Origin of the sequence: Dapis purpurea BLCC-M126, assembly GCF_050015975.1 — a bacterium.
In the GTDB taxonomy this organism is placed as follows: domain Bacteria; phylum Cyanobacteriota; class Cyanobacteriia; order Cyanobacteriales; family Microcoleaceae; genus Trichodesmium.
Window position 1 is genome coordinate 37,879 of the sequence record NZ_JBNHER010000305.1, and the last position, 16,532, is coordinate 54,410.

The 16,532-nt window shown below is 34.9% G+C and carries 11 protein-coding genes and 1 pseudogene; 8 read left to right on the plus strand and 4 right to left on the minus strand.

The features are described from left to right. Positions 1 to 143 precede the first annotated feature (143 nt). Positions 144 to 1,109, minus strand: coding sequence for an alpha/beta fold hydrolase (locus ACP6PL_RS27700; RefSeq protein ID WP_426548562.1), 966 nt, complete (start codon positions 1,107 to 1,109; stop codon positions 144 to 146). Between the two features lie 831 nt (positions 1,110 to 1,940). Here ACP6PL_RS27700 and infC point away from each other — a divergent pair. Together infC and ACP6PL_RS27710 are read left to right on the plus strand one after the other, a co-directional pair. Next, positions 1,941 to 2,468 (plus strand): annotated as a pseudogene (gene infC / locus ACP6PL_RS27705) (translation initiation factor IF-3); the annotation flags it as partial. An 845-nt stretch (positions 2,469 to 3,313) separates the two neighbouring features. Beyond that, positions 3,314 to 6,346 carry a HEAT repeat domain-containing protein gene (locus tag ACP6PL_RS27710; RefSeq protein ID WP_426548563.1) on the plus strand — a complete coding sequence of 1,011 codons (3,033 nt, stop codon included), beginning with the start codon at positions 3,314 to 3,316 and terminating at the stop codon, positions 6,344 to 6,346. A 273-nt stretch (positions 6,347 to 6,619) separates the two neighbouring features. On the opposite strand, the gene ACP6PL_RS27715 is transcribed toward ACP6PL_RS27710, so the two are convergent. Next, a complete protein-coding gene (locus ACP6PL_RS27715) occupies positions 6,620 to 7,690 on the minus strand; it encodes a Gfo/Idh/MocA family protein (protein WP_426548564.1) in 1,071 nt (356 codons plus the stop codon). Between the two features lie 307 nt (positions 7,691 to 7,997). On the opposite strand from ACP6PL_RS27715, the gene ACP6PL_RS27720 reads away from it, so the two are divergent. The 3 genes from ACP6PL_RS27720 to ACP6PL_RS27730 all read left to right on the plus strand — a co-directional run bounded on the left by ACP6PL_RS27720 (position 7,998) and on the right by ACP6PL_RS27730 (position 9,450). Further along, positions 7,998 to 8,288 carry a ferredoxin gene (locus ACP6PL_RS27720; RefSeq protein ID WP_426548565.1) on the plus strand — a complete coding sequence of 97 codons (291 nt, stop codon included), beginning with the start codon at positions 7,998 to 8,000 and terminating at the stop codon, positions 8,286 to 8,288. A gap of 484 nt (positions 8,289 to 8,772) precedes the next feature. Continuing rightward, a complete protein-coding gene (locus tag ACP6PL_RS27725) occupies positions 8,773 to 9,066 on the plus strand; it encodes a ferredoxin (protein WP_426548566.1) in 294 nt (97 codons plus the stop codon). Between the two features lie 75 nt (positions 9,067 to 9,141). Continuing rightward, the gene (locus tag ACP6PL_RS27730) at positions 9,142 to 9,450 is read left to right on the plus strand and encodes a ferredoxin (protein WP_426548567.1); all 309 of its coding nucleotides are present in this window, start codon (positions 9,142 to 9,144) and stop codon (positions 9,448 to 9,450) included. Positions 9,451 to 9,651: 201 nt separating this feature from the next. Here ACP6PL_RS27730 and ACP6PL_RS27735 read toward each other — a convergent pair whose 3' ends face one another. Further along, positions 9,652 to 11,187: a SpoIID/LytB domain-containing protein gene (locus ACP6PL_RS27735; protein ID WP_426548568.1), complete on the minus strand. Its 1,536-nt coding sequence runs from the start codon at positions 11,185 to 11,187 to the stop codon at positions 9,652 to 9,654. 1,389 nt (positions 11,188 to 12,576) lie between these two features. Here ACP6PL_RS27735 and ACP6PL_RS27740 point away from each other — a divergent pair. After that, positions 12,577 to 13,218 (plus strand): helix-turn-helix domain-containing protein, encoded by a 642-nt coding sequence (locus ACP6PL_RS27740; protein ID WP_426548569.1) that lies wholly within the window; start codon positions 12,577 to 12,579, stop codon positions 13,216 to 13,218. A 160-nt stretch (positions 13,219 to 13,378) separates the two neighbouring features. Then, complete coding sequence (locus tag ACP6PL_RS27745) at positions 13,379 to 13,732, plus strand: STAS domain-containing protein (protein WP_426548570.1); 354 nt, start codon at positions 13,379 to 13,381, stop codon at positions 13,730 to 13,732. A 664-nt stretch (positions 13,733 to 14,396) separates the two neighbouring features. Here the strand turns inward: ACP6PL_RS27745 and ACP6PL_RS27750 are convergent. Continuing rightward, positions 14,397 to 15,530 carry a PP2C family protein-serine/threonine phosphatase gene (locus ACP6PL_RS27750; RefSeq protein WP_426548601.1) on the minus strand — a complete coding sequence of 378 codons (1,134 nt, stop codon included), beginning with the start codon at positions 15,528 to 15,530 and terminating at the stop codon, positions 14,397 to 14,399. Positions 15,531 to 15,959: 429 nt separating this feature from the next. On the opposite strand from ACP6PL_RS27750, the gene ACP6PL_RS27755 reads away from it, so the two are divergent. Next, entirely contained in the window at positions 15,960 to 16,451 is a 492-nt protein-coding gene (locus ACP6PL_RS27755; RefSeq protein ID WP_426548571.1) for an ATP-binding protein, read from the plus strand. Positions 16,452 to 16,532: the final 81 nt, after the last annotated feature.

Consider the following 16,532-nt stretch of genomic DNA (forward strand, 5'->3'; position numbering starts at 1 on the left):
AAAATTTGCGATTAGATTGCTATCCTGACGGACTGCTCCACAAACACTATCGTTTACTGTCCCAAAGCTGCACTTTTAATGTCGGCGGCAGCGGAAACGCAATGAAAATTCTAATGCACTATTTTACCTGAAACAGTCCACTACTAAACTTCAAACTTCTGACTTCTGACTTCTGACTTCATATTACCGACCCAATCAAGAATTAAACGATTAACTATTTCGGGACATTCATCATGGGCACAATGACCAGCGTTATCTAATTCTATGAATTCTAAACCTGGATTAAGCTGGGTAAACTGACTAGGATTAGCAAACTTGAGAGGAATTAATAAATCTTGCTTGCCCCAAATTAATAAGATAGGAACTTTTAGAGTAGGCAGTACAGCTTTTACACTAGGCCCTAACTTAGTGCTGCCCATAATCTTAAATATAATACAAAAAGCACGAGCTGCGCCCCTATCTCTCGGCGGCCTTGCTAATATATCTACCAATTCTTCTGTAATTAGATTGGGATTACTATAGGCAAGTTTAACCCAACGACCAATTATTGCAGGTCTGCGAATAATAAAAAATAAAGCTCTTAATAATAGTGGGGAAGCAACAATATTTTGAATCAACTCAACAGTAGGTAAAAACTTAGGTGGAATTGCTTCTGCTTGAGCAGCCGGATCTGGTAGATTAATCATTATCAGCCCTGCAACCATATCTGGATAAGTAGCACTAGCAACTAGAGAAATTAATGAACCAGTCGAGTTACCCACTAATATTACTGGTACCTGAATAAAAGTCTGCCAAAATTCGTATACTTGCTCTACCCAAAAGCTACTATCATAGTTGGCGATCGCTTTTTCAGAAGCACCAAAACCCAATAAATCCAGTGCATAGACTGTATGTTTTTGAGTTAAGACATTAATATTATGTCGCCAATGGCCTATTGATGCTCCAAAACCATGTAAAAGTAGTAGAGGCGGGTTTGCTGATTGATGGTCTGCAAAAGTTTCATGATTATTTTGGCATCGAGAATAAGTGTAACGAGTTTGCCATCCTCGCCATACCCAGTCTCGTTGATTACCTATTTTGTCTTCCCAGTAGCTATTAGTTTGAGTCACTGTACATTTATATTTCTAAATATTAAGATTTGTGGCATTGGTGAATTTTAGGTATGAAAATCCATAGGTCAGAGATAGTTAAGGATTCATTGGTTCCACATTAAAATTATACCTATCTGTCCACCCTTAGTTAGGAAAAAACTCCTTTCTAGGTCATAACTACTATTAGATGATACATTTACTTAGCAATGTAATATCAGCAAATATCCCGGGTTCAGAGCTTCAGATTCAACAAGTAACTACCTAATCATTAAAACCTTCCTAGCTTATAATTTGTAACATTCTTTTTTGAAGGATAGTATCGCTCACTTTTGCTGTAAGGGCTAACTACTGAAGCCAAATAATTGGACAAAGTTAAGCCTCTCTATTCTATATCTATGGAGAATATAAATCTTGAAAACTTTTAAAAGTCTGCTACAATATTTAAGGAAGAATACCAGGCTAATTTAATTCAATTTAATTAAGGCTTGAAATCCTGTACAAAACTTTTATATAATAGTAGTAAGCTGACTGTCAAAACGTGGTTAATCAAATTTATTAAACTTAAATGAAATGAGTGTCCCGAAAACAGTCGGATAGATTAGTAAAGTTTTCAAAAAAATTAAAGGCCAGAATTGCTAGACTTTCCACTCGATTTAATTCTGAGTCTGGAATAAATTACGGACTTCGGTCAGTATTTATCCCTGAAGTAGGAACCTAGTCTCCCAAACTAAAACTCTGCTTTGAGTAAACTCAGTAGAACGCTGAAAGTCTCAATAATCAATAACTAAATACCGTAGCCTGATTTGTTACGAATGTCCCTCTAAACAATTATTTTAATAATCCTAATTAATGCCAATCGAAAAAAGAAATAATCGTAATCAGCCTCAAATTAATGACAGTATTCGAGTTCCTAAAGTCAGAGCTATTGATTCAGATGGCAAGCAACTGGGAATTATGGATACAAAAGAAGCATTGCGTATGGCCGAGGAAAAGGAGCTTGATCTGGTTCTCATAAGTGATACAGCTGATCCACCAGTTTGTAAAATCATGGATCACGGTAAGTACTTGTTTGAACAGAAAAAGAAAGCACAAGAATCAAAAAAGAGACAGCATAACGCAGAAGTGAAAGAAGTCAAGATGCGCTATAAAATTGAAGAGCATGATTACAATGTCCGTTTATCTCATGCGAAGCGCTTTCTTGAATCAGGTGATAAAGTCAAGGCTACTATTATGTTCCGAGGCAGAGAGATACAACATAGTAACCTTGCAGAAGAATTATTGCAACGGATGGCGACAGATTTAAAAGATTTAGCGGAGGTTCAACAGGCTCCCAAGAGAGAGGGACGTAGTATGATGATGTTGTTCTCCCCTAAGAAGATTTCTGAAAACTCCTCTAATTCTAAGAAGAGTACTGAAAATAAGAAGAGTCCTGAAAAGCCAAAAGTTCTGTAGCGAGAAGTTTGAATAAAAGGCAAATAATGGCAACATAGATAAAAAAAAGTTTCGGAAGTTTCCGGGAAAACTTTGTAATACTTAGATAAAGGCTGATACCATTTCAGCCAACCCCAAGTGCGTCCAACAACCCACCTTTTGGGAAGTAATAAAACCTTTCGTATATCCTTCTCTAAAAGCCTTCTAGGTCTAGTTATCTTGTAGTCCAATATATAACTTGATATTTAACATTTAATTCGGTTTTTCACAGGTCAATGCTAATATTTGGACTACCTCTTTCACTGGAAAGAATTTGGCTATTACTAGCTGTGCAGTCTTATTTGAGGGTCTCTTCTATAAATCTGCTTAAATTTCTTGTCACTAAATTGTTGAGTTTCAGCTATTGCCAGTCCCTTAGAAGCTTTTAACACTTTTTTCGCCACTTTCTCACTTGCCTTTGATCCAGTTGTAATTGTTTACTAATTACTATATTATTTAGTTCCAGAGGTAACTGTAAGGATGACTTTTCCTCTTGCCAGGCAATCCGAATTGGTGCTCTGACTAGTTAAGAGTTGAAGTACATTTTTCTGTATTTGGGAAAGGTTAATGGGTTGAGTTTAAATGAGGCCATCAAGAAAGGAGCTGATTGGGCCAGAAAAAATTCTAGTGCAGGATGGTGGAAATAATTGAACAGTTACACAACCCCAAAAGCCTTACCAATCAATAACTTTTGACTTCCCCATAGCGGCACTAGTTTACTAACGATACACTCTAGTTATTCAGTAAACTACATGGAACTGAGAAGTTTAAAAAGTTATACAGGATTAGGAGATAAACTGCTAATATCCCTCAATCTCCGTTATGAGGAAGTAGAGCGAACCTTACTAATGTTTGCAGTATATACTCTTACTTCTGTGGGGTTAATTTGGTTAGAACTAAGTACAGTTAGTCTATTCTTAGACCAATATGGTGCTGACAAATTACCTTGGATATATATTGCTAGTGCTGGTATAGGTTCAGGTTTAGGCTTTGTCTATTCCTGGCTACAAAAAATTATGCCTCTGCGCCGAGTAATAGTGATAATTCTATTACTAATGGCAATTCCTTTATTCTTATTTAGGTTTGGAATTGGCATTGAAAATATTACGATAGCTGGTGAAAGTTTAGCTTTTCTTACTACCTTTATAATGTGGTTATGGGTAGAAGCTTGTTATCTACTCAATGATCTGAATACTTCAATCACAGCTAATCAATTATTTAATATTAGAGAAATTAAACGGACATATCCAATAATAAGTAGTGGTTTTTTAGTAGCAGGAGTAATTAGTGGATTTTCTTTACCTTTAATACTATACTTTGTGCCACTGAATAACGTCACAATAGTATCCGGCTTAATGGTAGTATTGGGTTCAGGAATACTGTTATATTTATCAGAGAAATATCAACAATCTTTTCCTGATTCTAGCCGTTGGATACCAGAAGAGGACGAAGAAGAATTTTCTACTCGAAGAATAAAAGGACCTCTACAAGGTTATATACTGCCATTAATCATATTCTTTGTAATGGCAGAAGTCCTATATGTTTTAATAGACTTTCAATTCTTTTATCAACTAGAATTGCAAAACCAAGCTGTGGGTGGAGCAAGTACAATAGCAAGTTTCTTGGGCTTATTTGAGGGAATTTTGAGTAGTTGTCAAGTAGCAACTCAATGGTTTGCTTCTAGTCGTTTAGTAGAAAGAATAGGTGTTTTTGGTACAGCAGTGATACTACCCGTAGGAGCAATAGCTCTAGGGTTATTTTCTTTTACAGGTGCAATGACAGGATTATTTTCAGTATTTATAGGATTAGTAATTCTGAGATTTTTAGATGAGTTACTACACTATACATTAATTGAAACTACCGGACCTGTTTTATTCCAACCTCTACCAGAAAATATTCGTAGTGATGTTCAGACAATGGTAAATGGGGTAGCTGAACCATTTTCTACAGGTTTGAGTGGATTAATAATATTAGCAATTCTCTGGTTATGTAGATTAATATTAGACTCCAGTCAAGTTGGGTTTCAAGATCGGCAAGGTCTGATATTTGTCATCGCAATCATTATATCTGGTTTGTTATGGTTAGGAGTGATATGGTTAATTAGAAACCAATATGTAGGCTTGTTGGTAAGAAGCGCTGGCAAAGGAAGATTTGGTGTATTAGATGTAGATATGCGTGCTCTGAAACAATCAGTAGTAGAAACTTTGGAAAAGGGAGTTTCAGAAGAAGATAAACGTTCATGTATTGAGCTACTAAGTCAAATAGACCAAAAAAATTTAGGTGAAATATTAGCCCCTCTTTTACATGTAATGTCACCTGCATTACAATGCCAAAGTCTGGAAGTGATGTTAAATCACCCCAACCCAGCTTATCTTAAACAAGTACAATTGCTAACCCAAGCATCAGTACCACCAGAAGTTCTAGCTTTGGTCTTACGCTACATCTGGCTCACAGAATCAGAACCAGATATTAGTCAGTTACGACCTTATTTACAATCTTCAGTAGATCCAGTAGTGAGAGGTACAGCAGCAGCTTTAATTATGCGTCGAGGAGACATAGAACAAAAGGCTGAAGCTACTAATGTTTTACGCCGGATGATTACTTCTAAACTGGAAAAGGAAAGAGTAATGGGTGTTCGTGCTTTGGGAGAAGCAGATTATTTACAAGGGTTACGATTGTATGTTCCTAGTCTATTACAAGATGAATCGTTACGAGTGCGAAAATATTGCATGGATGTCATCGCGGCTACTCATTTGGAAAGCTACTACCCGTCGCTATTACGGGCTTTATCCTACAAATCAACCAGAGAATCTGCATTGCAAGCATTAGTAAGATTAGGTAATGATGCAATTCCAATGCTGGTCAAGTTGGCCGATGATACTCACAAGTCCGATTTAGTGAGATTACAAGCTTGGACTGCTATTAGTGAAATTGGTACAATTGAAGCACTAGATTCTCTGGTAAATAGAATGATGACTACCTGGGGTATGACACGCCGAAATATTCTACGCAGATTATTGAAAATGCCAGGAGAAGTTGGAATTGAAGGGGTATTGGAACGAGTAGGTCGCAGTGGAGTTGAAATTTTAATAGAGCAAGAATTGATGTTTCTGGGACAGATTTATGCAGGCATAGTAGATTTGTCTGGGGTAGATATTAATTCAACTAATTCTCACTCTGGTGCTTTAGAGGAAGGTAATGGAAAACTAACAACTGATTATACAGAAATATTGCTACGGTCTCTAAAATTGTTGGAGTTAGATGCTATAGAACAGTGTTTTTTGTTAATGAAGTTTCTTTACCCATTGGGTTCTATTCAAGCAGCAGCTTTTAATATTAAGTCTGATTCCCGTTCAAATGTGGCTCGTGGTTTAGAAATTTTGGATAATACTGTAGATATTTCTTGTAAGCGATCGTTGATTGATATTTTGGATCAAAACAGTTATGGGGAAAAATTAACTAGTTTGTCTGAGATGGTTGTTTATCAACCAATGGCTCCTAGCGATCGCTTAAGGCATCTGCTAGATTTTCGTCATTTTCTTTCTGATTGGGCTTTAGCTTGCTCTTTACAAATGGCTCGTGCAGCTCGCTGGAGTTTAACTGCAGAACAAACTTTAGTTTGTTTACGCCACCCTACTGGTTTCGTGCGGGAGGCAGCTTTAGCTTACTTGCGGATGGCATCTCAACGTGCATTGGTTGAATTATTGCCTAATTTGAGGAATGACCCAGATCCTCTGGTAGCTGCTCAGGTAGAGCAAATGATTGTTGAGTTTGGTATTGGTTAGAGTGAAAATATTGAGAGTGGACTTACCGATAGTAATTAACAATTAATAATTAGGGTTTGCTGATTAAATCTAAAAGCATTTACACACAAAGGTTTTAACCATTCCTTTTGCGAACAAGTGCAAGCATTTTGCTCCCTTAAGCTGAAAATCTCAGCATTTTGAGTAGATAAGGGCGGAAAAATTGAAGGACAATTATATCTTCTACACCCTATATAATTCCCTATTATTCTTGACTCCTACCTTAACCCATCAGACTTTTTCAGCAAACCCTAATTATTTTAATTCAATAGTTTTCCCTGTTTCTGATGCTTTTCTGGTAAAGTCAGCAACTTTTAAAGTATACAAACTTGCTTCTGGAGTTACATATAAGGGGGTTCCCTCCAACAAATGTTCAATTACCATTTTCGTATCTTTAGCAAATAAACCACGTCTAGCACCCACTTCTATACTTTGTATTTTTTCTCCCTGCAATAGTTGACCTTGTTGAGGAGTAAAAATTAATGTACCTTTCTCTCCGTAAAGAGTAAAGATATTTTCTGACTGACAAAAAGTTTCGCCTTTGCCATAGACAACTTCCCCAATTACATCATTATTAAACCTTAACTGAGCATTACACAAACAGGCTTTATAAAGATCGATGTCAGTATACCAAAACTGACTTTGGCAATTAACGGCATCAACCTGACCGAATAAATCGGTAAACCGATGCAAACGAGAAAGTGCTCCCACAAAAGGAAAGCCAAATAATGAAGAGCGATAAGTCCACTTTTGGGGCGCAGGTTGTTTAGAATTAATTGTGACGTAACGAGCGTAGAAAATTTTACCAATCTTGGACAAAGATTGTTTAATGGCATTGTGTAGACCACCCAGAAGTTCTATATGTTCAACGTGTAATAGTTTATTTTTCTTGGCTGCTAGAGAAACTAATGACTCGGCTTCAGTTGGGTCTAGCGAAAGAGGATACTCAACTATAATATGTTTGTCGTTTTCTAGAGCGGCACGAGCGATCGCTCCATGATCTCTATTAATAGTAGAAATGATGACTAGATCTAAATCTTCTCTTTCTACCAGTTGTTGCCAAGAAGTTGTACTCTGAACTTGGAAAGTTTGACTAAATGCTTCGGCTGTTTCTGGGGTATGACCTGCAACTGTGACTAGGAGCGATCGCGTAGGATTCTGTTTGCGTTTGCGCATCTCCTCTGCAAGAGGCTGCATTCCGCAGGAAAGGAATTGCTCATCTCCTTTCAATGCCTCAGCTCTAGCCTTAGCTGCATAACCAGTGCCAACAATACCAACTCTGATTGGCATACAACAGAAAGACGCAGAGATATTGGTTTGACTCATAGTAAAATATAGAATTACAAAAAATGTTTATATTAAATTATAAATTTAAAATTTGTGGTATGCTTAAGACTTTTTTAATATACAAGTCCAAAAAATGGCCAATTAAGATATAAGTAATCAGAATTAAATTAGAATTATTTATAATAAATTCTATAGTAATTTTGGGTCGAATAGGTTTTACAAGTTTGCTTTTTTCGCTTAATATCAGAGATAGAAAAAAACAAGTACAAAGATTCTAGGTAATCAAGTCTGGTAATTTGTATAAGTTTAACTTATAAATAAACTAAACTCTGGAGAAGAAAATTAAATGGCTACTTACAAAGTTACTCTAGTTACACCAGATGGTGAAAAAGTAATTGATTGCTCTGAAGATGACATTATCCTAGACGTTGCTGAAGAGCAAGGATTAGATTTACCTTATTCCTGTCGTGCTGGTGCTTGCTCCAGTTGTGCTGGTAAAATTGAGTCAGGCACAGTAGATCAAGACGATCAGTCTTTCTTAGACGACGATCAAATAGGTGAGGGATGGGTACTAACTTGTGTAGCCAAGCCAACATCTGATTGTAAAATTTTAACTAATCAGGAAGATAATCTGTAATACTCAATTGGCTAATAGTTTAATATAGCTCAACTATTAGCCAAGACTATGGAATAAAGATTTTTCTTGAAAGGTTCTAGTCTAGGATAATTTGGAGAATTTGCTAGGGTTTGAGCTAGCAAATCTTAATATTGTTGATTGTTTGAGAAATTAGTCTCTAAATGAAATTCCAAGAAGTTAGTAGAAGGGATCGAGATCAAATTGGAATTGATTGGAAATTCTATCCTAGATATCTACTAAACCCCGCGAATCTCAAGCTATAAGAAAAGTTATACTTTTGATTGTTACCAAGCTTTTCATGTTACGTAGCTAAACTATAGACTTACGAATAAAAATATTTCCAACTTTGAGCAATGGTAAAAAAGTTGATCTAGCAAAACTACTTAAGAAATATCAAAAGTTAAGCTAAGTCATTATCTGAAAAGATTGGAACATCTGAGTAGATATGAAAAAATGATGAGACAAATGAATTAAGGAGCATAATATGGCAACTTACAAAGTCACACTAAAAACTCCAGATGGAGACTCAACAATTGATTGTGCTGATGATAAGTATATTCTTGATGAAGCGGAAGAACAAGGGCTTGATTTACCCTACTCCTGTCGTGCAGGTGCTTGTTCTACCTGTGCTGGTAAAATAGAATTAGGTACAGTAGATCAGTCTGACCAGTCTTTCTTAGATGACGACCAAATGACAGCAGGATATGTATTAACTTGTGTAGCTTATCCTACTTCTGATTGTACTATCATAACTCACCAAGAAGAAGAACTTTACTAAAGACTTTAATTTACAACTTTGAAGTCAATCAAGAATCATCAAAGATTTGTCTACCAATTTTGAGAGGAAAATAACATGGCTACATATAAAGTTACTCTGATTAATGAAACAGAAGGAATTAATCAAACTATTGATTGTGCCGATGATACATATATTCTAGATGCTGCGGAAGAAGCCGGTTTAGACTTACCCTACTCCTGTCGTGCTGGTGCTTGCTCAAGTTGTGCGGGAAAAGTAGAAGGCAATGCAGATGATTGTTTAGATCAAAGCGATCAGTCATTCTTAGATGATGATCAGATCCAAGCTGGATATGTGCTAACTTGTGTTGCGTATCCAAAAAAAGACTGTACTATTATGACTCACCAAGAAGAAAGTCTAACATAATAGTTAGTTATCAATCATGTTAGAATGTAGAGTAATTTAGATTTTTTTGATTGTTTATAGTTGATTGGAATCAACTATATAGAAGTTTTAATTTGGGTACAGCACAGTAGGGAGTTCCATAAAACTTCCTACTGGTTTTAAGTTGTGATGATTCAGAAAAACTCTATAAACAACCAACCTATTTGGCCTTAATGACTATAACTATTTTTGTCCAAAAGTAACTAACTCGCTGAGAGGTTGAACTGCGGTTCCTGAAAAATAAAAATTGAGAATGCGATCGCTACTCCAACCTAACTCAGCTAGCTTAATTGAACCTTTTTGACTAAAACCTACTCCGTGTCCAAACCCACCACCAATAAAAGCATAGCCCCACAAAGTTTTATCAGGTTTGTATATAGGATCTAGATAAAATAGTGTACTCCAAGGCACCCAAAAAGCATTCTGTACTTCATCCTTATTCAGTTGTATAATACCTAGGTCTGTTTCAATATCCATTTTTAATACACGACCACTAGGCGATCGCTCAGTAACCTCTACTTTTTGAATTGTTTCAAACTGAGCAAAAGGACTTTTTTTCTGTCGAAAATAACTCTTTAAATAGCTAACTATCCCAGGTAAACTAACAACTTCCCGCCAACGAAATTCTATCCAACCCTCTTCATTAAATCCTTTTTTAAGACTCATAAACTTACGGAAGTTTTGTTCAGAAGCTAAACTATTTGTAGATAAATCCCAAATATTATTAGCCGCATCAACAACAGGTTGTAAATAAGGACGTTCAGTACCATTCCACAAATCATTAAAATCTGCCGTAACACCCCCACTAACAGCAAAGTAAACTGCATCTATCAACTCGTTTTCATAAGTAAGAACTTTTCCCCTAGTTCCTGCTACTGCTTCATCTGTTTCTGGGTAAACATCTAATCCTTTATAAACTTGACAGTGAGTATCAGCACACAACTCATAATTATCTGCTACAAAGCGATGTAAATTTCTGAGTGCGTAAGTTCTAGCTAAAATTGCCTGAGCTTCTAGGGATGCTTTTGGTGGCCAAGCTCCTAATTCATGGGGTACTACTCCCCGAATATAAGTTTCTATTGGTACATTATTCACCAATGTGTAGGTACCATAAGCATTAGGTTGTAGTTTTAATGAGCCAGCATAGCGTCTTTCTTCTGGCATTGCTGTGTCTTGGTTAAATTGATTATTGACTATAATTTCATTTTTCCCGGCAGTAATATGTAGTTCATGGCGATGATAAGTATAGCCATTCATATCCCAGTAAGCTGTGGGTTGTTGTTTTAAAGCTTCTAGATCGAGATAGACATTTGTATTGCTATGAGCTTGTATACTTTCTAACAGCCAGCGTCGTAATAAAGGAGTTTTATAGACTTCTCTTTTTGCCCAAACTTTCCATCTACTTGGTTGAGCTACTTCTACTTCTATTCCTTTATTTTTCCAGAGCTGGGCATCTTCTTCAGCATTTTCATAACTACGGTGACTACTAAGAATTAACCGCTCTTTTAAGAGAGGTTTTTCTAGGGGCTTCATTTTAATTTTTAGTTCTAGTTTTTCACTAGTCAGAGTTTCTTCTCCTGCTGGAGTTTTAAACCGTAAAGTTAATCGATCTCCTGGAGTAGCTTCAATAATAATTTTATCTGTTGGTTTAGCACCAAATCTTTGTATAATTCCGATTTTGAGTAATTTGTTATATTGTTCTACAGCTTTAACTGGCATTATATTTAATCCTAGTAGCAAAGCTGTTATAAATATTGTATTTGGGATTAATTCTTTAGATATTTTCGCCGACAATTTTGTTTACCTCTGTACTATTTATTTTATTATTATTGTACATAAAAATGACTATCTTGAAAAGCAGAATATTTTAACTGTTTTAGTTTTTCAGAAAAAAAATATTTATTTTTATAGATGTTTTTCTCTCAAATATCTTATATTAAGCTTATCAGTAAAGTCTCCAGGATTTATTTTTAACAATAGTTAATTGTTAAAGGGAGAGTGTTTAGAGGTTAATTGTTCAGTAAAATTAAATCATAAGTTAAAGTCAATCACTTCTACCACTAACTCCCTATTGCCTCAAGCAACGAGTTTTAAAAAACAGAATTGGTAAATATTTTTTAAATCAACAGGAAGTAATTAAGTAACTACAACTAGAAATCAACTGGCAATTTATAAATTAAAACTTTGCCTTTGATTTTACCTACTTATTCAATATATTTAGGAAATTATTTAACTAAATAAACGTCACAAAAAGCGCAATTATTTATTATAAAAACCTGGTTTGAATTTATTAATCACATCAATTCAAACAAATAATTCTATACTCGATTAATACTTCAGTTATTAAATAATAAGTAATGTTCAGAAATTTTGTTAATGATTCTAGGGATTAAGTGTTAGACTACTTATTACTAAGATCCCTACTCAGTAATTCCAAGAAGATAGAACCAGATTTTTGAGATTTGGTATCAGATAAATAAATTTATAAAATATAGGCTCAAGATTATGATAATTCAAAATATGCCAACAAGACAAATCTTCTATCCAATTTTCTGATGCCATTGTTCATAAAAATATAAATTATTATCTTTACTTTTAGTTTGAATATTGTTTGAATTATATTTTTGATCCTACTCTGAAATTTAGAATTTTAAACTAATCATTCAATAGATAAAAAATATAATTTTCCTACCTTTGTATATCCAAAAATTTAATAAAGTAGTAATCTGTCTAACCTATTCTTCCTTGAAATTACCAATATGTAAACATTCAGCTATTAGCTATTAGCTTTCAACAATTAAGATATTGATTTGTTAGACCAATTACCATGTATTAATGCTATACTTCTGCTACAATTCAACAAATCATAAGTTACCAAGATTGTTTGTCTGTTTTTGACAATTATCAGTTGGTCAGTAATTATTATCACTACTTTTCTTCTCCCCATACTTCTCACACTTCTCACACTTCCCCAAAAACTTCCTTCAATTCTCTTGAGTAAATTCAAAATAGAAGCAGTTAATGATTTTATACTACCAATAGTTAGCAATTATGGTATATTCTAGACTAAACAAAAAAGTTTGCTCTTTTCCTTTAGTATCTGGCGAAATGAATCAGTCTTTTCCAATTAACTACGCCCCACAGTTACAAAACCTAATGCAAAACGCAAATATTTCCACCTATAGGGAATTAAGCCAAAAAGCTGGAGTTTCTGAGCTACAAGTTATTCGGTTGCAACGTGGGCTAGCATCACGGATGCGAGTAGATATTTTACTCAAAATTAGTCAAGCATTAGGAATAACTTTAACAGAACTATTAACTAATTTTGCACCTGAACTTATCAAAAAATTACCAGCAACTTCCACCCCACTAGTAGAAGAAAAATATAACAATCTCCAGAAAGAATTAGAGCAACACAAAAAATTGTTAATGCAAGAGTTTCAGCAGTCTAGTTTACAAATTTTAGAATCTTGGCTACAACAATGGCCCACTGTTGTACAGAAAGCTAAACAAAATCCTCGTTTAGCAGCAGTTAAAATATTACCTTTGTTACGTCCAGTAGAAAAACTGATGGAACAGTGGAATGTAGAATCTATCGGTAATGTTGGAGAAGAAGTTCCTTTTGACCCTCAGTTGCATCAATTGATGGATGGGTCTGTGCAGAAAGGAGAAATGGTAAAAGTTCGTTATACTGGCTGTAAGCAAGGGAATAAACTTCTATTCCGTGCCAAAGTTAGTCCCACAATTTAAATCGAAAGAGCAGATAAGCTCAATGCAACAATTACTTTTACTTTTTACTTGTCTGTTCTTAAAACTTAGGAATTGATTTTGTTATACTTGGACTTAATCTCAGTAATAAGCTATACTAGCCTAGGTTTCCTAATGCTTAGAATTATAGTTTCTAGAAAATATGACCACTGTTGTTAAATATATTGAACCCTCTGGTATTTTAGACGGTACTAAAGCTACTTCATTTCGCCAAGAAATTAGTGAACAAGTTGATGCTGGAGCTGATATTGTTGTGATAGATTTTCAAGAAGTAACTTTTATGGATAGCTCTGGTTTAGGTGCTTTAGTCTTAGCGCTGAAAACTGTTCGTGCTGCTGGATGTCAATTAGTTGTATGTTCTATTAATGAGCAAATTAGAATTCTGTTTGAACTAACAAGCATGGATCGAGTTTTTGAGATATTTCCTAACCGAGAAGAGTTTGAAAAACCTACTACCGAACCTAATACAAATCTTCAACCTCAAAGCAAATCCTAAAATTTGTGAATCAGTATCTTAGATTTTAGAAAGTATGTAAGTAATAGATTCAATTTTTATCTATAGCAATCCTATTTGAGTCGTATCAAAAATGTTGTTTGTTTTGAGGCAACAGGCAAAATCTAACAATTAAAAGAGGATGATTTAGGTATTTTTACCCATTTTTTGATTGATAAAAAATCATTTAGGATTGCTATATAAGTCCTGTGTTAATTCAAACAAAATCTGAAATATTTATAACTCAAAAGGGGTGCATATATCAAAAAAGGGTGCATTAAAAAAAATTGAGTAGGAAGAAATTTTTGATTTGAGATAAGCTCAACTATCTGATGATTCCTCGGCAATAAATTAAATAAAAACTTTTTAACTAAGCTTCTACTTATCTAAAGTCTAAAATACTTGAACTTGAATAATTTCTATGTTTGATTTTTAACTACTATATAAGATAAGATTAAATCCATCTCAGTTAAGTAATCACTTTGAGGCAAGTCTATTAAATAGTTAAACCGAGCCTGATGAGCAACTCTGGAAACAAGTATTAAACTTAGGATTATTAGTTATATAAATTAGAGATAGTTAGCCTTAATCTATTTAAATTTTCCTTTTTGAATTCTATGTGTTGTTTAATATCAATCCCTAAATAACTTGAGGAGATATAAACGGCCTAACCAAAAATAACCTTTAGTAAAGAAAAATCATCACTAAAAACATTACTACCATTCAATTCTCTCACATAGTCCAAGACCTTCTCTAGATGACAAACACCATGTTGATTGTATTCTAAAATTAGATTAATAAAGTTATCTATACCCCAGATTCCACCTTCAGGTTGAGGTATTTCATAAACACCATCACTAAATATATAGAGGGAGTTAGACTTTTCGACTACACAACAATTATCTATATAAGTAGCCTCTGGAAACATACCAATAGGCATTCCAGGAGTTTTCAATTTATTGGCCTGAGCGAGTTGACCATCACCTGAGATTAAAATAGCCGGGGGATGACCCGCACTCGCATAAATCAGTTGACCCTGAGAACGATTATACACGCCATACCAAATGGTAAAATATTTATCATTTTGATAGGTCATCTGGTAAGTATTATTTAAAGCCCTAAGTACATCACTGGGTTGATGGTAATTTATATTAGGTATGGCCTTTGACCTCAACAAATTCAAAACCGAAACAGAAGGAAGTGCAGCTCGTAGACCATGACCTGCGACATCCAATAAATATACAGCTAAATAATTTTCATCTAACCAATAATAATCAAAGCAATCTCCGCCTAACTTGCGAGAAGGAATAAACTGGGATTCAACTTTTACTGGTTCTGTTAAAGATTCTGGTAAGAGAGAACACACATAGTCGGCAGCTTCAGCTAATTCTGCTTCTAGTAGTTGCTTTTGAGTCTGTAAATCTTGAGAAAGCTGATGTAGTCGAAGTCCAGCTCTAACCCTAGCCTTCAGCTCATTCATTTCTATCGGTTTAGAAATAAAGTCATCAGCACCAGCATCAAGACCTTTAACCCGATCTTTAACCGTTACTAAAGAAGTTAACAAAATAAAGAAAGTAGTAGACAGATCGGGACTAGCTTTAACCCTACGGCATACTTCTATTCCCGTGAGCCGTGGCATAACCCAATCACAGATAATCAAAGCAGGTTGCAGGAGTTTTGCCTGTTCAAAACCTTCTTCACCATTACTTGCTACTGTTACCTCGTAACCCTGTTTCCGCAGAACTCTTTTGAGCAATTCCTGAATGGCAGTATCATCATCAATAACCAAAACTTTATATATCATGGACTTAGTTAAACAATTCACCGTTTCGGCTAAAGCCGACATAAAAGTGAGTAGACCATTAGGAGTTTTTGACTACTCCCCAGACTAAAGTCACGGGGATTAACTATTTTAGGGTTTTGGAGACCAAACTCCTACTACACAAAGAAACAAGTGAAAGTTGGTACAGCTATTCTAAGCAGACCAAATAAATATTCTCTGGGGACAAGTTACAATGCCTATAGGTAGGTAGTTGGCTTAAGTATCAACCTAGCTTTGCTGATTATATTGCCCCATAACAGTTTGCATTTAGATACCTAATTATTACCGATTCTATAGAAACCAAGCTTTTAGGTAATTTTAATTATTTAAATGAATTTTAGACAGATACTTCATAATATAACTTAAAATATACCTGAAATATTATCTAAATTATTTAAGAAGCGAAGTGTGACTAACGTGAAAGGTTCTGATCAATTACCAAAGTTTCGCAAGGCTTATTTGCAAGTTCATTCAGACCTGGGAGAAAATGACAAAGTTTTGTCATGGTTTGAGCAATTGCATCAAGCACCAATTCCAAAAACAGTTTGGTTACAGTGTGAGTTGGCTCTAGCTGAAGGTTTTACTAATGCAACTCGCCATGCCCATAAGTATTTGCCCAAAGAAACACCTATAGATATTGAAGTTACAATGTATACTGACTACCTGGAAATTAGAATTTGGGATTATGGCCAGCCTTTTGATTTAACAGAATGGTTAAAATCACAAACAGATACAGATCCGTGGGCTTCTGGTGGACGGGGTATAAAATTAATGTATGCAATAGCAGACCATGTTAGTTATACCCGTACATCTGATAATCGGAACTGTTTGTTAATTACTAAAAATTATTGGTTATATCCTCAAGTTCAAAATGGCAATTCTGATTCTGATATAACCTGAATTTTGTCAGTATAAAGTTATAATATTATATCTCAAGGTTTTATACTTGTAATTGACAGATACTCTACAATCATATTATGT